This window comes from Actinomyces sp. 2119 (genome assembly GCF_003591215.1).
Classification (GTDB): Bacteria; Actinomycetota; Actinomycetes; order Actinomycetales; family Actinomycetaceae; genus Actinomyces; species Actinomyces lilanjuaniae.
The window spans coordinates 207,244-225,924 of sequence record NZ_QYRR01000001.1; the positions used below are offsets into that span (position 1 = coordinate 207,244).

Sequence of the window (18,681 nt, forward strand, 5' to 3'; positions counted from 1 at the left end):
CCGATACGCGGGCCGGCAGTCCATAATCCGCCTGAGGGCGGGTAGCGAGGTGTCCGCGTGCTACAGCACCTACAGCAGCATCGCTTCGGTGCCCTGGTGCGGCTGGCGGGAGTGGCTGCCAGACGCCCGGTCCTCGCGACCGGCACACTGGCCCCATGAGCCACCCCACCCCTCCCGAGGTCCCGCCGGTCCCTCAGCCGCCGCCCGGGGGGCCGGTCCTGGGCGTCGGCGTCGACCTGGTCCACGTTCCCGGCCTCGCCGAGCAGCTGGACAGCCCGGGGACCGCCTTCGCCACCCGCGCCTTCAGCCCGCGCGAGCGCCGCGAGGCCCGCAGGAGAGCGCAGGCGCGCGGTGCGGGCGGTCAGGGAGAGGTCCAGCACCTGGCGGCGCGCTGGGCGGCCAAGGAGGCCTTCGTCAAGGCCTGGAGCCAGGCACTGGCCCTGCACGCCCACAGCAGCGACGGTGCCCACGGCACCCTCGGGGGCGTGGCACCCGTCATAGCTCCGGAGCGGCTGGACTGGCAGGAGGTCGAGGTCGCCACAGACCGCTGGGGGCGCCCCTGGCTGCGCCTGTCGGGAGAGCTGGCCCAGGCGGTGGAGACCAGCCTGGGGCGGGGGCGGTCCCGTCCTGAGCACTGGCCGGTGTCACTGTCCCACGACGGCGACTATGCTGCCTCCGTGGTGCTGGCGGTGGGATAGTACCGGGGGAAGGCACCACGCCGCGGCAGGCGGCCGGACAGGTGGTGACCCATACCCGGCCGCCTCCTTGAACGGGACGCCTTCGGACAGGATAGTGGTATAAGTCACCTAGGCTACTTGTCATGACATTTGGTCAACGTCCGTGCTAGCGTTGGCTCCGCTTTCGAACCGACAAAGGAGTCACTGTGTCGCATGGCCCCACCACCACCGCCACCCAGGGCGGTGCCGTCAAGCTGCCTCCGCTCACGCCTGGTCCCTACCGCGCCCGGCTGACCGTCGTCGCCCTTATCGCCACCCTGGGCGGTCTGCTCTTCGGGTACGACACCAGCGTCATGAACGGCGCCATGAGCTTTATGGAGCAGCCTGACCAGCTCAACCTCACCTCGGGCGGCATCGGCATCGCCGTCAGCTCGCTGCTGTTCGCCAGTGCCGTGGGCGCTCTCACCGGAGGCCGTATCTCCGACAGGATCGGCCGCAAGACCACGATTACCATCATGGCCACCCTGTTCATCGCGGGCGTGGCCGTGGTCGCCACCGCCCCCAACCTGCTGGTACTCGCTATCGGTCGTGTCATCCTGGGGCTCGCCGTGGGCTCCGCCTCCGTGGTGGTGCCGGTCTACCTGGCCGAGCTCGCCCCCTATGAGATCCGCGGCTCCCTGGCCGGGCGCAACGAGATGATGATCGTGACCGGACAGCTCCTGGCCATCATCATGAACGCCATCATCGGCAACGTCTGGGGCGAGCAGTACCCCTGGGTGTGGCGTGTCATGTTCACCCTGGCGGCTATCCCCGCCATCCTCCTGCTGCTGGGTGTCACCCGCCTGCCCGAGTCCCCCCGCTGGCTGGCGGACAAGGGCCGCGAGGAGGAGGCGCTGGCGATCCTGGACTCCCTGCGGCCCGAGGGCCGGGCCAAGCCCGAGCTGGACGAGATCCAGGCCGCCAGCCAGGAGGAGGCCAGCAGGGTCAACATGAGCATCTCGGAGATCTTCTCCAACCGGAACCTGGTGCGCATCGTCCTCATCGGCTGCGGCATCGGCTTCTTCCAGCAGACCACCGGAATCAACTCTATCCTCTACTATGGGGAGCGTGTGCTGGAGCAGTCCGGGTTCTCCCGGGGAGGCGCGCTTATCGCCAATATTGCCCCGGCCACCATCTCCGTCATCGCCGCGATTATCGCCCTGCAGATGATGGACCGATTCTCCCGCCGCAAGACCTTCCTGTGGGGCTACGGACTGGTGGCGGTCACGCACGTGCTCATCGCCAGCGCCGCCACCTTCCTGCCGGAGGGAGGCATCCGGCCCTTCGTCCTGCTGGCCCTCATCGTGTTCTTCGTCGGCTCCATGCAGCTGTGCCTCAACGTGGCCACCTGGGTGACGCTCTCGGAGATCTTCCCGCTGAAGATGCGGGCCTTCGGCATGGGGCTGTCCGTCTTTGTCCTGTGGATGACCAACTCCTTCCTGAGCCTGGTCTTTGACAGCGTCCTGGCTGCAGTCGGGCTGTCCATGTCCTTCATCGGCTTTGCCATCCTCAACGCCGTCGCCTTCACCTTCTTCTTCCTGTTCGTGCCCGAGACCAAGGGCCGCACCCTGGAGCAGCTGGAGGAGGACGTCATGAGTGGTGAGCTGTTCAATCGGAGCAGGGGCTAGCGTGCCTGCGCTCACGTGCGGAGCGCCTCGTCGTCGCTAGCCGCCACTGGCTGCCTGCCCCCGGGGACCAGGTCTCCGGGGGCAGGTTGTGCACCAGCAGCCGCCAGGCGCACCAGTCTGCCAGTCGGCTCTGCGCGGCAACGCCTCGGAGCCACACCAGACCGCGTACACACGTATGTAACACCACAGGTGGCAGCGGGGGGTAGCCTGTACCTCTTGCGTGGGCGGCTCCAGCGTCGGTGCCGCTCCTCCGCCCATCCCCTGACCCGAGGTACCGTGATGACCACAACGACCTATGAAGCGATCGCGATGATCATCTACTTCGTCGGGATGATCATGATCGGCCTGTGGGCCTACACCCGCACCACTGACATCGACGACTACATGCTGGCCGGCCGTGGGCTCAACCCCTTTGTCGCCGCCCTGTCAGCAGGAGCCTCGGACATGTCCGGCTGGCTGCTCATGGGCCTGCCTGGGGCGCTGTACCTGTCGGGGCTGGTCGAGGCCTGGATCGCTGTCGGCCTGACCGTGGGCGCTCTGGCCAACTGGCTCCTTGTAGCACCGCGCCTGCGGACCTACACCGAGGTCGCCGGCAACGCCATCACCGTCCCCAGCTTCCTGGACAACAGGCTGCACGACTCCCGGCACCTGCTGCGCTGGGCCTCGGGCCTCATCATCCTGGTGTTCTTCACCTTCTACGTCTCCTCGGGGATGGTGGCAGGAGGCACGTTCTTCGAGTCCTCCTTCGGCATGGACTACCGCCTGGGTATGACGCTGGTCGCGGCTATCACGGTGATGTACACCCTGGTGGGCGGCTTCCTGGCCGTGTCGTGGACGGACCTGGTCCAGGGGCTCATGATGGTCTCGGCGCTCATCGCCGTGCCTGTGGTAGGCGTCGTCCACGTCGGCGGCCCGAGCGCGGTCCTTGACGCGGTGCGCGAGGCTGATCCCAACTACTGGACCCTGGCGGGCCCGAGCGTCTCCGTCCTCGGCGTGGTCTCGGCTCTGGCCTGGGGCCTGGGCTACTTCGGCCAGCCCCACATCATCGTGCGCTTCATGGCGATCCGCTCTGCCCGGGAGGCGCTGCGCGGTGGTGTTATCGGCATCAGCTGGATGCTGTTCGCCGTCCTTGGGGCTATCGGAACCGCTGTCGTGGGGGTGGCTGTCTACCAGCACGACACCCAGCAACTGGCCAACCCGGAGGCAGTCTTCATCACCCTGGGCCAGCTGCTCTTCCACCCCCTAGTTGCTGGGTTCATGCTGGCCGCCATCCTCGCCGCGATCATGTCCACGATCTCCTCCCAGCTCCTGGTGACCTCCTCAGCGCTCATCGAGGACCTCTACCGCACCGTGCGCACGTCACAGCCCTCCGCCTCGCACCTGGTCATCGCCTCACGTGTCTCTGTCCTGGGTGTCGCCGTCGTAGCCGCACTCATGGCGTGGACCCCTAGCGACACGATCCTGTCCCTGGTTGCTTTCGCCTGGGCGGGCTTCGGAGCCTCCTTCGGCCCGACTGTCCTGCTGTGCCTGTACTGGAAGCGCCTGACCTCCTGGGGAGCCCTGGTCGGCATGGTCACGGGTGCGGTCCTCGTCGGGGTGTGGGGCAACCTGGCGGGAGGTCCCGGTGGCATCTTCGACCTCTACGAGATCCTCCCGGGATTCGTCGGGAACCTGGTGGTGGCCTGGGCCGTGTCGCAGGCAGGAACGCCTGAGCCCTCGGTGGAGGCCGAGTTCGACAAGGCGGTCGCCGCAGCTCGCGGGTGAGCGCTTCTCACTTGTCCTGACGCGCCCGGTCGGCTACTCTCCCTGGGAGCACGTGCTCCGGGGTCGGTGAAAGTCCGAGCCGGCGGTAACAGTCCGCGACCCAGGAGCTGGTCCGAGCAGACCGGCTCCTGGCTGAACCGGTGGAACTCCGGTACCGACGGTGAGAGTCCGGATGGGAGGAGGCACGAGGCGCAGGCAGTAGCCGCCCCACGGTGGTCTCTACGCACGGCAGCAGGGCTGCCTCGCGAGCCCCTGGGGACGGGCCAGCCTCCCTGGAACACTCCCTCCCGGACGCGCCTGCCGGGGAGCACCCGCCCCCCGGACGATCCAGGAGGGAGGAAGCGGTGGCCACCCTGACCACGCTGTCGGCGGCGCCGAGGACGTCAGCACGTCGTACGGAGCCAGTGGAGCCTCCTCAGCCCGGGAGAGGGTACGCACGCCCGTCCTCCCGTGGCCCGTGGCCCAGCCTGCTCCTGGGCCTTGTGATCCTTGTGGCCTGGTACGTCACGACAGCCTGCGGCGTGGTGCCCCAGATGCTCCTGCCCGGCCCGTCTGAGGTGGCGCAGCGCCTGTGGCTGTCCGTGCGTGAGGCCGGGCTCCTGGGCTACGCCTGGGTCACGCTGCGCGAGGCTGTGCTGGGATGCCTGGCCGCGTCGGCCTGCGCGCTGCCGCTAGCCTGGGGACTCCACCACTGGAGCCTGTTCTCCCGGGCGCTCCTGCCCTACGTGGCGGCCAGCCAGGCTGTTCCTGTCGTGGCGCTGGCACCCCTGCTCGTGCTGTGGGTGGGGTACGGGACGCTACCCGTGGTGCTCCTGTGCGCCTTCATGGTCTTCTTCCCTATTACCGTCAGCGTCCTGCTGGGGCTGCGGGGCCTTGACGCCGACGTGGTTGACGCGGCTCGGCTCGACGGCGCCCACGGGCTGTCCATGGTGGTCTACATCGAGCTGCCCATGGCGCTGCCAGCCGTGCTGTCAGGTGCCCGCACGGGGTTCACCCTGTCGGTGACCGGTGCCGTGGTCGGCGAGATGGTCATGGGCGGTCAGGGACTGGGAATGGCGCTGTCCTCCCAGCGCGACGCGGTGGACACCACGGGGCTGTTCGCCACGATTGTCCTGCTGTGCGGCCTGGCCTCGGCAATTCACTGGATCCTCTACGAGCTGGAGCGGCGCAGCCGCACCGTCAGTGCCCTGCGCGGTCGCCGTGCCACGTGACGGGGCGGAGGCTGGCAGCAACCCGCCCGCCCACGAGCCAGCGCGCAGGCACGCCTGCACGCCCCTACCTACCCGGAGGAGACAGCATGACCCCCGACACGACCCTTGACATCATCGGTCACCCTACGACCCGTCGTCGCCTAGTCGGCACTGCAGGTCTTCTGCCCGCAGCGGTGGCTCTGGCCGCCTGCGCCGACGGCACGACCAGCCGGTCCGGCACAGGCGCTACGGCCTCGGCCGGAGAGGGAGGCCTCGTGATCGGACTGACCTACACGCCCAGTATCCAGTTCGCCCCCTTCTACATGGCGCTGGCGGAGGGCCACTACGACCCCGGTGTGAGCCTGCGTCACCACGGTGCCAGCGAGGGGCTCTTCGACGCGCTTGCCGCAGGCAGCGAGCAGGTGGTTGTCGCGGGTGCCGACGAGGCCGTCGTCGCCGCCTCCAACGGCTCGGACCTGGTGGTGGTCGGCGGGTTCTACCAGGTGCATCCTGCCTGCATCATCGTGGCGCAGGACTCACCTGTCTCCACGCCTGCCGACCTTGAGGGCAGGAGCATCGGCATACCGGGACGATTCGGGGAGAGCTGGTACGCCCTCCAGGTTGCCCTGGACGCTGCCGGCCTCAGTGAGGACGACCTCACCATCACGGAGATCGGTTACACCCAGCAGGCCGCCCTGGTGGGTGGCCGGGTGGACGCCATCATCGGCTTCTCCAACAACGACGCCGTCCAGATCCCCCAGGCAGGCACACCGGTGCGTACGGTAGCCGTCGCTGAGGAGGTCCCCCTTGTCGGGGCTTCCGTGGTGACCACCGGCGCAGTCCTTGACGAGCGCAGGGACGAGCTAGCCCGGCTGGTCAGTGCCTCGGTGGCGGGCATGGAGGCCTTCGTCGACGACCCTGACGGCGCCGTGTCCGCGGCCAGGGACTATGTGCCCGACCTGGCTGACCCCTCGCGTGCCGCTGAGGCTCGCGAGGTCGCCGTCGCCACCGCAGAGCTGATCCGTCCTGGGACGGACACGCCGGTAGGGGCGCTGTCCAGCCAGAGCGTGGCACAGATGCTGGGTTTCCTGGAGACGCATAGCCTTCTGGGCTCCACCGCCACCGAGGTCGCGTCCGTGTGCGACCCCCTGGTACAGGGGTGAGGCCTGCCGGCAAGCAGCGATCACAACCGACAGGCCAGGAGCGAGGACACCAGGACGGCGCGCGCGCCCACCTCGTAGAGCTCGTCCATGACACGGTTGGCCTCCCTACGCGGCACCATGGCGCGCACCGCGACCCAGTCGGGGTTCTGCAGCGGTGAGACGGTAGGGGACTCGATACCCGGGGTGATCTGCGCGGCCAGGTCCAGCCTGTCGGCAGGGACGTCGTAGTCCACCAGGACATAGGTACGTGCCCTGAGCACACCCTGGAGACGGCGTACCAGTGTGGCCAGCCCCGGCTCGTCCTGGAGCTGTCGGGTGGTAATGAGCACAGCCTCGCTGGTGAGGATCGGGTCCGCGAAGGTCTCCAGGCCTGCGGCGCGCAGGGTGGTCCCGGTCTCGACAACGTCAGCGATGAGGTCGGCGACTCCCAGGTACACCGAGGACTCCACGGCACCGTCCAGGTGGACGGTCTGCGCCTGGACTCCATGAGACTCCAGGTACTGGCTGACCAGGACGTCGTAGGAGGTCGCCACCCGCTTTCCCTCGACGTCAGCCAGCGTGGACATCGTTCCTGCAGGTGCAGCGAACCGGAAGGTGGAGCGGGCGAAGCCCAGGGGCAGGTGCTCCACGGCGTCCACGCCGGAGTCCAGGAGCAGGTCCCGTCCCGTGATGCCGGCGTGGACGGTTCCCTGGCCCACGTAGACGGCAATGTCCCTGGGACGCAGGAAGAACAGCTCGACCTCGCTCGCCTCATCGAGCACCACCAGCTCGCGGCCGGAGCGCCTGGTGCGGTAGCCGGCCTCGGTGAGGAGGGTGACGGCGGGCTCCGACAGGGAGCCCTTGTTGGGGACAGCGATGCGCAGCACAATGATCCTGACTACTTGGGACGACGTAGGCGCGGCAGCCGGGGCCACCGAGACCGCCGACACGACGGGCAGAGCGGGAGAACAGGCAGAGCGGTGGGACCTGGGCGAGGCGTCACAGGTAGCGGTAGACGTCCTGGAGCGTGTATCCCTTGGCGACCATCATGACCTGGAGGTGGTAGAGGAGCTGGCTCATCTCCTCGCAGGCGGCCTCGTCGGACTCGTGCTCGCAGGCCATCCAGGCCTCAGCAGCCTCCTCGACAAGCTTCTTGCCGATGAAGTGCACGCCGCGGTCCAACTCCTCCACCGTAGCGGAGCCCTCGGGACGGGTAGCAGCCTTGTGCTCTAGCTCGGCAAACAGGTCCTCAAAGCTCTTCATAGGCACAGGCTAGCCGAGCCCGGAGGGCGCGGCCGAGCTGGTTCCTCGGGGTGCCCCGGCGTCGCAGCATCTGGGCAGCAGCGGGGCACACGGCCGGGAACAATGTCGTAACTTTCTCGTAATGTCTTGCTAACGTTGGAGCCGTGATCGCCCAGCTTCGTCGCGTCAGCCAGCGCGCGGCAGTCTACGCCCTGGCCCGTCAGGAGGCTCTCACAGAGGTCCTGGGCAGGAGGCTGGGCAAGGACTACCAGTGGGAGGCTGACCTGCCGGAACGCCGTATCACCTTTAGCTCCCCACGGGGCGAGGTTCGTGCTCAGGCGCAGGTCCTGGCCTCCGTCGCGGTGACGCCCCCGTCACTCGTGTGGGGCTTTGCGGCTCCTTTCGCACCCTACGTGGGTCCCGACCCCGCAGCGGCCAGGATTCGCCAGCTCGGCGCAGCCCACGGTATCGAGGTGCTTCAGCAGGAGGAGGCGGGCTACGAGGTCGAGGAGGGCCAGGACCCGGTGGAGGCTGCCGAGGCGCTCAGTCACGACGTGGGGATGCTGGCGACCGTGGTCTTCGGCCCCGGAGCCATGTACTACTCGGGGGCTGTGGGCAGCGGCGGCTCCCGTCAGGTGTTCCTGCTCCAGGGGTTGTCCCTGCCGGTCCCCGAGCCCACGCTGTCGCGGCTCTTCCCCTCCCTGACCCGCTACACCCTGGCCGCTGACGACATCGACTGGTCCCTGGACGGGCTGGTGGACCTTATGCCGGGCTGGAGCCTGAGCCGCCACGTCAGCGGGGCCACCACGACCTACCGGCTGGCTGACGCTGTCGGCCATGTCTACACGCTCTTTGTCACTCGCGACGCCCAGGGACGTGTCACCGACGTCCTCATGACCTGACCTGGCCGAGCCGTTCAAGGAGCCGCAGGCCCGTGCCCTACCTGTAGGTGCTGCCCGCCTGCCGTGTCCGCTGCCTCACCCGTGTGACCCGTATGGGTAGCTCTCGGCGTCCTGGCTGCGCCCAGAGGCTCAGGCCGCAGCCTGCCCCTTGGCCAGCAGGTCACGGACGTGTCGGCCCGCCGCTGCTGCTGCCACGAAGGCAGCCTCGTCCTCCTCCAGGCCCCGGCCCATGGTGGACAGGACTGTACCCGTCTCCCGCTGGGCGTGGTGGAGCGCGGCAACCAGCCCGTCGGTAGCAACCTGCACCAGGTGGTGCCTATGTGCTCCGGCCCGGGGGGCGGTCAGTGCCCGGGCCTGGTCCAGCACCTGGGCGCCAAGGCTACCCTCCAACCGAGGGACGACGACGTCGGCGGCAGCCAGCGCCACCTTCCCGTAGGCGGTCATGGAGTGGTGGGAGACACCTCGGTGCCGCTGTCGAGGATCCGACTGGGAGACCCGCAGGCAGGCCACTGGGTGACCCCCCAGGACCGCAGCTGCATTGATGACTTCGCCGCAGGCGGTGCCGGAGAAGCCCCAGGGCGTGTCCGTGCCCAGGTTGCCCGGCCCCTGGGTGACCACGGCGACGTCAGCACCCAGGACGTGGCGGGCTGCCAGCAGGGCGTTGTGGACGGAGACGGCCTCGACCTGCCCGCCCCAGGCCTGGCCGGCAGTGACCGTGCCGACCAGCCAGTCGGCCTCCACGAGGGCAGATACCGTCCGTGAGTAGGGCAGGGGCAGGGCGCCACCGTCGGTCATGACGTAGACGACCCGTGCGGGTGCCTCCAGGTCCGGGCCGGGTGCGGCCGGGGCGTCCTGCGCCTGGCTGCCGGGGCTGCGCAGGCCCGCCAGCACGGCGGGGAGGCTGGAGTGAAGGTCCGCGACCACCACCGGCATCCCCTCCAGGGTGAGAGCGCCGACAGGGGAGGACAGGAGCCGGTGGTGCGTGGTTCCCTGCTCGTCGACACCGGTAACCATGACCTGGTCAGGCATGTAGCGAGCCTTGACCAGGTGCCCCCGGGGCGGTGAGTCCGGCGGCAGCACGTCGGGGCGGGAGGAGACCATGGCGTGCCCGCCCGTCCCCAGGGCACGGTCCAGTGCGGAGACCTCCAGGCGCAGGCGCTCACCGGTGCCCGGTAGCCCGGTGACCGCCTCGTAGACCAGGGCGCGCACCCGCTCACCGGGCTGGAGCCCACGAGCACCTGTGGGAGCCGCCGATATCTCCACCTCGAGCAGGGCGCATCGCAGGGGCGGACAGCCCCAGGTCCGCAGCAGCCTGAGCACGGTGCCGTCGCGCCACATCATAGGTGCCAGCCTAGCGACCGACCTGTGGCAGCGCAGCGGTCGCCCTCCCACCCTCTACGCTGGGTGCCGTGAGCCAGGACATCACCCCACCGCACAGCCCCGACGAGCGCCTGGTCAGCCTTGTGGTGACCCTGCGCAGCACGGCGACAGGGATGACGACCAGCGAGATTCTCCGAAAGGTTCCCGGCTACGACGCCACGGGCCCGGACTCCGCCCGCCGTAAGCTGGAGCGGGACAAGGAGACGCTACGCGACCTGGGCATCACCCTGACCACGACGGGCAGCCTGGAGGAGACTCGCTACCGCATCGAGGACCTAGACTATGTGCTACCGCCGCTGAGGCTGGAGCCGGGTCAGGTGGCCGCGCTGGAGCTGGCTGCCTCGGCCTGGCAGGACGGTTGGCTCCCGGCCACCGCCCGTCGTGCGCTCACCAAGCTGCGTGCTGTCAGCCGCTCTGCCCAGGGGGCGGAGGATCCCCTTCTGCCCGCCCTGAGCGCCGACCTGGTGGGCAAGGAGCTTCCTGAGATGCTTGTCACTGCCGTCGACGAGCGGCGACGGGTGACTTTTGACTACCTCTCGGCCCACTCAGGTACCACCCGCTCCCGCACAGTCGAGCCCCACCGGCTGCGTCTGAGTAACGGTGCCTGGTACCTCGACGGTCTGGAGACGGACACCGGCGAGTACCGCACCTTCCGTCTGGCCCGCCTGCGTGGCGAGGTCACGGTAGTCAGTGACAGGCATGCCTTCACCCCTGCCGCGCCGCAGCAGGAGCCGACACCGCACGAGGCGGTGCTCGCTCTGCTTCCTGGCCGCGGGCTTAGCCTGAGGTCGCAGGCCGTGGACTACCTCCCTGTCCGCCAGGCTCACCAGCCCGACCCCTCTGGATCGCTGTGCGAGCCTCCAGTACCGGGACCCTCGCAGCAGCGGGAGCACAGCGGTGCTGGTGACGGTACTAGTGACGGGACCGGTGCGAGTGCTGGCAGCCTGGCAGACCTCTGTCCCTGCGCCCGCCTGGCTGGCTACGACCTGCTGCGCGTGCGCTACGAGGACTCCTACGCCTTCGCCGGGAGCCTGGCCGGGCTGGGGGAGGCCGTGCTGGTCCTGGACCCGCCCCTGTTGCGCGATATGGTGCTGTCCCACCTGCACGGTACTGCAGCGCTGGCAGCGGGTGGCCTGCCACGAGCACAGGCCCTGCACCGGGACGGGCAGGCCGGGCACCTGGCTGCGCACGCAGGAGAGTGCTGAGGTGGCTCGGCAGCCGATGACTCAGCGGCTGGCCCGCCTGCTAGCCCTGCCTGCCTGGGTGGCGCAGCACGACGGGGCGAGCCTGGAGGAGGCCGCGGCGCACTTTGGTGTCACCCCGACCGTCATCAGGCAGGACGTCTACACCCTGTGGGTCTCGGGACTTCCCGGCGGAATGCCCGGCGACCTGGTCGACTTCGACGCCGCACGCTTTGAGGAGGGCCGTCTCAGCCTGGTCGAGCCCCTGGGACTCGACCGCCCCGTACGCCTGTCACGCCCGGAGGCGACCTCACTGCTGCTGGCGGTGCGCGTCCTGCGCTCCGTGCTCGCCCCAGACGCGGCAGCGGCGCAGGTGCTGGCCTCCACCGAGACGGTCCTGTCCGACCTGCTGACCTCTGAGCGACCTGACGGGAAGGATGGTGGGAAAGACAGCGAGAGGGGGACTCAGGGCCACGAGACGCACGGTCCCTGGGCGCCTGCGCCGGGAGGTGGTACGCGCACAGCAGACCAGGACCTGCCGGGCAAGCCCGAGGTCAGCCACTCGTCCCAGGTGCTGGCAGCAGTACGTGAGGCGCTGGAGCGGCGACGTCGCCTGCACCTGGTCTACGTCTCAGCCACGGACACCCGTTCCGAGCGCGACGTAGACCCTGTCGAGCTCACCAGCGACGGTACCTTCCTGAGGCTGCGCGGGTGGTGCCTGTCTGCCGGGGCGGAGCGTACCTTTCGCCTGGACCGGGTTCTGGCTGCCACGGTTCTTCCCGTCGCGGCCGACACCCCTGCCTCCTCCCGCGTCACCGACGGCGGGAACAGCGCGACGGCTCAGCCCCTGCCCCGTGCCGTCCTGGTCCTGCGCCCCTCCGGGCGCTGGCTGGTGGAGCAGGTCCCCTGCGACAGCGTCCAGGAACTGCCTGACGGGACAATCCGGGCAGAGGTGGAAGGCCGCGACCAGGTCTGGCTGACCAGCCTGGTCCTGTCCTGCGGAGCGCACCTGGTCAGCGTCGAGCCGCAGGAGCTCTTGAGCCAGGCCGCGGCCTCCGCGAACCAGGCACTGGAGTCCTACTACCGGCTCCTGCCTGACTTCCCGCACGGCGGTGACGTCAGTAGTGACGTCAGCGGTGACGTCAGCGGCGTGGGGCAGCAGGCTGGGAACGGTCGGCAGCAGGTGCCAGGGACGGGGGAGCGCGCGGAGGCAGAACGCACAGAAGGCGCACTAGAGCCTCGGCCGGGCAAGCGGTAGACTCCTACTGCCTCGCTTGGTCCTGGCTCGGGCCGGTCCGCCGCGACCTGGCCCGTCGGCATGCGGGTACACCAGCACGTCGGCCGCCTTCGGGCGCGAGCTTGAGCAGGCGGGCGCGAGTTCGTCAGAGGCAGGAGACAGCCATGGGAGCCTTGAGGCCTACGCACTGGGTCGTCCTCATCATCATCGTCATCCTCATCTTCGGAGCCAACCGGCTGCCCGACATCGCCAGGAGCGTCGGGCAGTCCATGAAGGTGTTCAGGAAGGAGGTCAAGGACCTCCGCGAAGATGAGGACAAGGACAGCGAGCCTGCCGCTCAGATCGAGCAGCCCCAGCAGGGTACCTACTTTACCCAGCCGACTCAGCCGGGGCAGTCTGCTGGCCACCAGGGCCAGCAGACCGGGTCCCGCCAGTAGCCGCCACCCTCTGCAGGTCGGCCCAGCCTGTGTCGGCGCCAGGTCGGCGCGCCGCAGGTGTCGTACGTGGCCGTATGCGAGTGCCGTGGCCCCGCCTGGCGGGGCTACGGTGCCCGCGTGAACCAGAGCCAGCACTATCTACTCCAGCACACAGAGGACTCACGCGGTGCCCAAGCTTCCCAGGGTCTCCATGGCCCGACGCAAGGACAACCCCGAGGCGCGGATGTCGGTCGGGGAGCACCTGCGAGAACTGCGCAACCGCCTCATCATCTCTGTCATCGGGATCCTGGTGGGGGCGGTTGTTGGCTACCTGGCCTACGAGTGGGCCTTCAGCATCATCGCCTACCCGATCGAGAACGCCAACGCCAGGGGCGCGGACCTGGCCATCAACTTCAACACCGTGCTGGGTTCCTTCGACATGCGGATCCGGGTCTCCCTGTGGCTGGGGCTTATTCTCTCCTCACCCCTGTGGATGTATGAGTTCTGGGCCTTTGTCGGCCCGGGAATGACCCGCAGGGAGAAGATGTACACCTGGGCCTACGGCCTGGCTGGCCTCCTGCTGTTTGCCGCCGGGGTAGGGGTCGGTGTCTTCATCCTGCCGCACGCCGTGTGGATCCTCACCGGATTCATCCCCTCCTTCGTCACCGCCACCGGGCTTATCGACGCCAGCCTCTACCTGTCCTTCGTCATGCGACTGGTCCTGGTCTTCGGCCTGGCCTTCCTCCTGCCCGAGCTCATGGTGGCGCTCAATCAGCTGGGACTGGTGCGAGGCAGGACCCTGCTCAAGGGGTGGCGCTGGGCCGTGGTGGGCATCTTCGCCCTCATGGCAGTGGCAAACCCGCTGCCGGACCCATGGTCCATGATCTTTATGGCGCTGCCGATCTGTGGGCTGTACTTCCTGGCATGCTTCATTGCTGTGCACCACGACAAGCGCGTGGAGCGTCGGCGTGCCCGGCTTGACGCGGAGCTGGACGCTGCCCTGGCCGACTCCTAGAAGGCTGCCGGCTTGCTCCTGCCCGTATGGTGGCCAGGGCCTGGCAGCAGTGTCGGCAGGGAGACGTAGGGTAGTGCCCATGAGCTCGCCTGCAGAACGCTATGCTGACTCTCGACGCCGCCAGGCAGCGCTGCGCAGTGAGCTGGCCCGGTTCGTCTCGACCTGCCCCTTTCCGCTTGACGACTTCCAGGAGGAGGCCTGCTCGGCCCTGGAGCGAGGCGACGGCGTCCTCGTCGCCGCTCCGACGGGGGCTGGCAAGACCGTGGTCGGCGAGTTCGCGGTCCACCTGGGGCTGGCCCGGGGTCTCAAGACCTTCTACACCACCCCTATCAAGGCTCTGTCCAACCAGAAGTACCTGGACCTGGTCGAGCGCCACGGGGCGGACCGCGTCGGCCTGCTCACCGGTGACACCTCGGTCAACCCCCGCGCCCAGGTTGTCGTCATGACCACCGAGGTGCTGCGCAACATGCTCTACTCCGGCTCGCGCGACCTGGACCAGCTCGGGTACGTCGTCATGGATGAGGTCCACTACCTGGCTGACCGGTTCCGCGGCCCGGTGTGGGAGGAGGTGATGATCCACCTGGCGCCGCAGGTCCGAGTGGTCTCCCTGTCTGCCACGGTGTCCAACGCAGAGGAGTTCGGCGCCTGGCTGGGGGAGGTCCGAGGCTCGACGGCGGTCGTGGTCTCTGAGCACCGCCCTGTACCCCTCACCCAGCACATGATGGTAGGGGGTCGCATCCTTCCCCTGTATGCCTCCTCCGACTCACCAGACCCGGTCGCATACCTGGACGACAACCTGAATGAGGACCCCGGTGCCTCCGGTGGTGCCCCTACGGGCTCGCAGCCGCCCAGCCCGTCCGTCTCCCCGAAGGGAGCAGGAGAGGACAGCCCCCAGATCAATCCTGAGCTGCTCACAGCGGTGGACGCCGCCCGCCGGGCCACCACGCGGCCTGACTCCCGCAGCCTGGGGTACTCCTCGACAGGCCGGGCCTACCGTCCCCGGCGGGCAGGAGGGAGCCGGGTCCCGGGTCAGCGCCGGGGCGGTAGCGTACGGGAGAGGAGACGTCGCGACCGCGCAGGTGCCTCCCGGGCAGGACAGGGACAGGACCGCGGATACGGCCGCGAACGCAGCAGCCGTGACCGCGCATACGGCCGTGGCATCCGCCACGGCCGCCTGAGTCCTCCCTCACGTGTGGCTGTGGTGACAGCTCTTGAGCGGGCCCGGCTGCTGCCAGCCATCGTCTTCGTTTTCTCCCGGGCAGGCTGCGAGCAGGCTGTCAGCCAGGTCGTGGCCGCTGGAACCGTCCTGACCACGCAGAGCGAGGCTGAGCAGATCCGCCAGGTCATCGAGAGACGTACCGCGACCATCCCCTCCGCAGACCTAGACGTGCTCGGCTTCCACGCCTGGACACACGCCCTGGAGCGTGGCGTCGCGGCTCACCACGCGGGTCTGCTTCCAGTATTCAAGGAGACTGTCGAGGAACTCTTCCGCGCCGGCCTGGTCAAGGTCGTCTACGCAACCGAGACCCTGTCACTGGGCATCAACATGCCAGCGCGGACTGTCGTCCTGGAGTCCCTGCGCAAGTGGAACGGGTCCGCCCACGTTCCCCTCAGCCCCGGGGAGTACACCCAGCTCACTGGTCGCGCAGGACGACGAGGCATCGACGTGGAAGGGCATGCCGTGGTCCTGGCGGCTGACGACGTCGAGCCAGACACCGTCTCCTCACTGGCGTCACGCCGCACCTACCCGCTGGTCTCCGCCTTCAGGCCGACCTACAACATGGCAGTCAACCTCCTGGCTCGCACTTCCCGGACCAGGGCGCGAGAGATCCTGGAGTCCTCCTTCGCCCAGTTCCAGGCTGACCGCAGCGTGGTGGAGACCGCGGCCCAGATCCGCCGGAAGCGCCGTCGGCTTGAGGACCTGGAGCAGGCTATGACCTGCTCCCTCGGGGACTTTCGAGAGTACGCACGCCTGCGTCAGGACATCGCCGAGGCCGAGGCCGACCTCTCCCGTCAGGGGGCTACTGCCCACCGCGCCGAGACAGCGCGGACGATGACCTCCCTGAGCAGGGGAGACGTCGTGACCTACCGCAAGGGTCGTCGTCACCTGCACGGAGTCGTGCTCGAGGTCGGTACCGACCGCAGCGGCACCCCGGCGCTGACAGTCGTGGGTGAGGACGGCCGCGTGCACACCCTGACGCCGGACACCTCCCCGCAGGGAGTGCTGCGTGTCGGGCGGCTGCCGGTGGACCAGGGAACAGACCCGCGCAGCACCCGGGACCGCGAGCGGGTGGTCGGCAGACTGCGACACGCCCTGCGCGCAGGAGAGCTGGATACGGGGCGTCGCCCACATCGGTCACGTCCGGGTCGGGCACGCGCGCACGAAGACCGCGCAAATCAGGAGGACGCGGGAAACATAGCAGCCCGCATCGACCAGCTGCGTCAGCAGATGCGCAGCCACCCGTGCCACGGGTGCCCGGACAGGGAGGAGCACGCTCGTACAGGGCGCAGGTGGGCCAAGCAGCTCGCTGAGATCAATCGGCTCCATGCCCGGGTGGAGACCCGCACCGGCACCATCGCGCGTCTGTTCGACGCCGTGTGCCAGGTCCTGGTTGACCTGGGCTACCTGGAGCCGGTCGGAGGGCAGCACGAGCAGCTGCGTGTCACCGGTGCGGGCAGGCTCCTGGCCCGTATCTACGCTGAGCGGGACCTTCTTGTCGCCGAGTGCCTACGCACCGGGGTGTGGGAGAGCCTGGGGTCAGACGAGCTCGCGGCGGCGCTGAGTGCCTTCGTCTACGAGCCTCGTGTACCAGCCCGGCTGGTGGGCCCGCCCGTGGCGCCAGGATCGTCCCTGGGCCAGGCGCTGCGTGCCCAGCACAACGTGGCCCGACGTGTCAACGACCTGGAGCAGCTGGCAGGGATCGAGCCCTCCTCCGGGTCAGAGCCTGCTCTGGCCGGCTCCGTCCTGGCCTGGTGCCAGGGTGCAGACCTGGCTGAGGTCATGGACGGCGGCGAGCTGACCGCGGGGGACTTCGTACGCTGGTGCAAGCAGGTCCTGGACGTGGTCAGCCAGGTCGCCTCCCTACCGACCCTGTCGGCGGACCCGGCCCGGGCACAGGCAGTCAGGACCGTGTCCCAGCGTGCTGCTGAGGCGGCACGGGAGCTGGACCGGGGAGTCGTGGCGTGGTCGGGCGTGTAGCCGGGAACGTCAGGAGCCTGCTTCCGGTGCTCCTGGCCACGGCTGCAGGAGCGCTCACCTGGGCGGGCTTCCCCCCACTGGACCTGTGGCCCGCTGCCGTCGCAGGGCCGGGCGGGCTCATGGCCCTGACCCAGGGACGAGGTGCCTGGGCCGGAAGCGGGCTCGGACTGGCCTATGGGGTGGGTTTTTTTACGCCACTGTTGCACTTCACTGCCGTAGCCATGGGCAATCCCGTGGGCTGGAGTGCTCTTGTCGCCTTCGAGGCCCTCTACCTGGCGCTCCTAGGCAGTGCCTGGGCCACGGTCAGCCGCCTACCGCTCCTGGAGGAGTCCGGGGCGGTCTCGGGTGGGACCGACTCACCCGCGTGGGCTCGCCAAGTCCCGCTCCCGGCTGCGCGCGGGGTGCTTCGCGTGGTGGTCTTCGCCCTCCTGTGGGCAGGGACGGAGGAGCTGCGATCCTCCTGGCCCCTGGGAGGGTTCCCCTTCGGTCGGCTGGCCTTCGCCATGGCGGACGCACCGCTGCTGCCGACAGCCGCCTACGGTGGCAGCCTGGGTCTGAGCTTCCTGGTCGCCGCCGCCGGTGCCTGTGGGGCTGAGGCCCTGAGCGGGCTCAGGCGCGCACGCCTCCTGCCAGTGCTCGCTGGTAGTGCTGGTGCCGCGGTACTGGTCCTGGCCCCCGGTACTGCTGCCGCCTGGGCCTCCTCCGCGCTGCAGGCCCAGGACGAGGGCAGCGTCCGCATCGGTGCCGTCCAGGGCAATGTAGCCGAGGACTTTGAGGACGCCTTCGCCCGCGCCCTGGAGGTGACCAGTAACCACGCTGAGGCCACGCACCAGCTGGCAGCCGACGCGGGCGCCGGTACCCTCGACCTGGTTGTCTGGCCGGAGAACGCGGCTGACCTGGACCCCCGGTCCCACGCCGCCAGTGCCGCCGTCGTCGATGACGCCGCACGTGCCGTCGGTACGCCCCTTCTCCTGGGAGCCGTCCCCTACGAGGACGGCGTGCGCTACAACGACGTCCTCGTCTGGACCGCAGGGGAGGGAGCCGGGGACTACTACCGCAAGCACCGCCCTGTCCCCTTCGGGGAGTACGTCCCGGCCCGTGACCTGGTGCGGCAGGTGACGACCCAGGTTGACCGCGTCAGCGTTGACCTGCTGCCTGGCACCGGCCCCCACACTCTCACGGTGCCAGCCGCTGCCCAGGACCGTGAGGTCACCCTGGCGGTGGGTATCTGTTTCGAGGTCGCCTACGACGACACGCTGCGCTCCGGGGTGCTCCAGGGCGGCCAGGCCATCATTATCCCCACGAACAATGCCTCCTTCCTGCACTCGGGCGAGGCAGCCCAGCAGCTTGCCCAGGGACGGGTCCAGGCGGTCATCCACGGGCGCAGCCTGGTCCAGGTCTCCACCGTGGGGCACACGGCAGTCATCAGTCCCGACGGGGTGGTGCAGCAGGCCGTCGAGCCGTACACCCAGGCGAGCCTCGTGGCGGACGTCGGGCTGCGCGGCTCGGTGACTGTCGCGGACCGGCTCGGTGACTGGCCCGGGCGTGGCGTGCTCGGCCTGTCAGCGATCCTGGTCCTAGCAGGTATGGTGGGGGCGGCGCGCCACCGGGTGGCAGCGCCACGGCCGGGCTCCTGAGACCCCGGCTGCCGACCGGGCCGCTGTTCGGC

General features: G+C 69.1%; 15 protein-coding genes and 1 riboswitch. Of the genes, 12 read left to right on the top strand and 3 right to left on the bottom strand.

The genetic code is table 11. The features are described 5' to 3' along the window. Nucleotides 1–155 precede the first annotated feature (155 nt). From D4740_RS00810 to D4740_RS00830, 5 genes are all read left to right on the top strand, one after another. On the top strand, nt 156–698 hold the full coding sequence (locus D4740_RS00810; RefSeq protein WP_119835041.1) for a holo-ACP synthase: 543 nt from the start codon (nt 156–158) through the stop codon (nt 696–698). A 185-nt stretch (nt 699–883) separates the two neighbouring features. Then, nucleotides 884–2,344, top strand: a complete 1,461-nt coding sequence (locus D4740_RS00815; RefSeq protein WP_119835042.1) for a sugar porter family MFS transporter — start codon at nt 884–886, stop codon at nt 2,342–2,344. A 279-nt stretch (nt 2,345–2,623) separates the two neighbouring features. After that, nucleotides 2,624–4,108, top strand: a complete 1,485-nt coding sequence (putP, locus tag D4740_RS00820) for a sodium/proline symporter PutP (protein WP_119835043.1) — start codon at nt 2,624–2,626, stop codon at nt 4,106–4,108. 50 nt (nt 4,109–4,158) lie between these two features. Further along, nucleotides 4,159–4,296: riboswitch (FMN riboswitch) on the top strand. Between the two features lie 294 nt (nt 4,297–4,590). Continuing rightward, nucleotides 4,591–5,319, top strand: a complete 729-nt coding sequence (locus D4740_RS00825) for an ABC transporter permease (RefSeq protein ID WP_310732056.1) — start codon at nt 4,591–4,593, stop codon at nt 5,317–5,319. Nucleotides 5,320–5,405: 86 nt separating this feature from the next. After that, complete coding sequence (locus tag D4740_RS00830) at nt 5,406–6,461, top strand: ABC transporter substrate-binding protein (RefSeq protein WP_119835044.1); 1,056 nt, start codon at nt 5,406–5,408, stop codon at nt 6,459–6,461. Between the two features lie 20 nt (nt 6,462–6,481). On the opposite strand, the gene hisG is transcribed toward D4740_RS00830, so the two are convergent. Further along, nucleotides 6,482–7,327, bottom strand: coding sequence for an ATP phosphoribosyltransferase (gene hisG, locus D4740_RS00835; RefSeq protein ID WP_119835045.1), 846 nt, complete (start codon nt 7,325–7,327; stop codon nt 6,482–6,484). 112 nt (nt 7,328–7,439) lie between these two features. Next, on the bottom strand, nt 7,440–7,703 hold the full coding sequence (locus D4740_RS00840) for a phosphoribosyl-ATP diphosphatase (RefSeq protein WP_119835046.1): 264 nt from the start codon (nt 7,701–7,703) through the stop codon (nt 7,440–7,442). Nucleotides 7,704–7,846: 143 nt separating this feature from the next. On the opposite strand from D4740_RS00840, the gene D4740_RS00845 reads away from it, so the two are divergent. Continuing rightward, complete coding sequence (locus D4740_RS00845) at nt 7,847–8,584, top strand: DUF6882 domain-containing protein (RefSeq protein ID WP_119835047.1); 738 nt, start codon at nt 7,847–7,849, stop codon at nt 8,582–8,584. Nucleotides 8,585–8,713: 129 nt separating this feature from the next. Here D4740_RS00845 and D4740_RS00850 read toward each other — a convergent pair whose 3' ends face one another. Beyond that, nucleotides 8,714–9,925 carry a DUF3866 family protein gene (locus tag D4740_RS00850; RefSeq protein WP_119835048.1) on the bottom strand — a complete coding sequence of 404 codons (1,212 nt, stop codon included), beginning with the start codon at nt 9,923–9,925 and terminating at the stop codon, nt 8,714–8,716. A 68-nt stretch (nt 9,926–9,993) separates the two neighbouring features. Here D4740_RS00850 and D4740_RS00855 point away from each other — a divergent pair, with 68 nt between their 5' ends. The 6 genes from D4740_RS00855 (at nt 9,994) to lnt (ending at nt 18,649) form a co-directional block, all read left to right on the top strand. After that, nucleotides 9,994–11,169, top strand: a complete 1,176-nt coding sequence (locus tag D4740_RS00855; protein WP_119835049.1) for a YafY family protein — start codon at nt 9,994–9,996, stop codon at nt 11,167–11,169. 16 nt (nt 11,170–11,185) lie between these two features. Then, on the top strand, nt 11,186–12,403 hold the full coding sequence (locus D4740_RS00860) for a WYL domain-containing protein (RefSeq protein WP_259390574.1): 1,218 nt from the start codon (nt 11,186–11,188) through the stop codon (nt 12,401–12,403). 143 nt (nt 12,404–12,546) lie between these two features. Then, complete coding sequence (tatA, locus tag D4740_RS00865) at nt 12,547–12,819, top strand: Sec-independent protein translocase subunit TatA (protein ID WP_119835050.1); 273 nt, start codon at nt 12,547–12,549, stop codon at nt 12,817–12,819. 166 nt (nt 12,820–12,985) lie between these two features. Next, nucleotides 12,986–13,813: a twin-arginine translocase subunit TatC gene (gene tatC / locus D4740_RS00870; protein ID WP_119835051.1), complete on the top strand. Its 828-nt coding sequence runs from the start codon at nt 12,986–12,988 to the stop codon at nt 13,811–13,813. A gap of 79 nt (nt 13,814–13,892) precedes the next feature. Then, nucleotides 13,893–17,012, top strand: a complete 3,120-nt coding sequence (locus D4740_RS00875; protein ID WP_119835052.1) for an RNA helicase — start codon at nt 13,893–13,895, stop codon at nt 17,010–17,012. Then, nucleotides 16,997–18,649, top strand: coding sequence for an apolipoprotein N-acyltransferase (gene lnt, locus D4740_RS00880; RefSeq protein WP_259390575.1), 1,653 nt, complete (start codon nt 16,997–16,999; stop codon nt 18,647–18,649). The genes D4740_RS00875 and lnt overlap by 16 nt, the downstream gene beginning before the upstream one ends. Nucleotides 18,650–18,681: the final 32 nt, after the last annotated feature.

Bases quoted from the DNA above. Each gene is read 5' to 3' on its own strand.
- D4740_RS00860 (WP_259390574.1), top strand. From the start codon at position 11,186: ATGACTCAGCGGCTGGCCCGCCTGCTAGCCCTGCCTGCCTGGGTGGCG.
- tatA (WP_119835050.1), top strand. From the start codon at position 12,547: ATGGGAGCCTTGAGGCCTACGCACTGGGTCGTCCTCATCATCATCGTC.
- D4740_RS00810 (WP_119835041.1), top strand. From the start codon at position 156: ATGAGCCACCCCACCCCTCCCGAGGTCCCGCCGGTCCCTCAGCCGCCG.
- D4740_RS00850 (WP_119835048.1), bottom strand. From the start codon at position 9,925: ATGATGTGGCGCGACGGCACCGTGCTCAGGCTGCTGCGGACCTGGGGC.
- D4740_RS00830 (WP_119835044.1), top strand. From the start codon at position 5,406: ATGACCCCCGACACGACCCTTGACATCATCGGTCACCCTACGACCCGT.
- D4740_RS00840 (WP_119835046.1), bottom strand. From the start codon at position 7,703: ATGAAGAGCTTTGAGGACCTGTTTGCCGAGCTAGAGCACAAGGCTGCT.
- putP (WP_119835043.1), top strand. From the start codon at position 2,624: ATGACCACAACGACCTATGAAGCGATCGCGATGATCATCTACTTCGTC.
- D4740_RS00875 (WP_119835052.1), top strand. From the start codon at position 13,893: ATGAGCTCGCCTGCAGAACGCTATGCTGACTCTCGACGCCGCCAGGCA.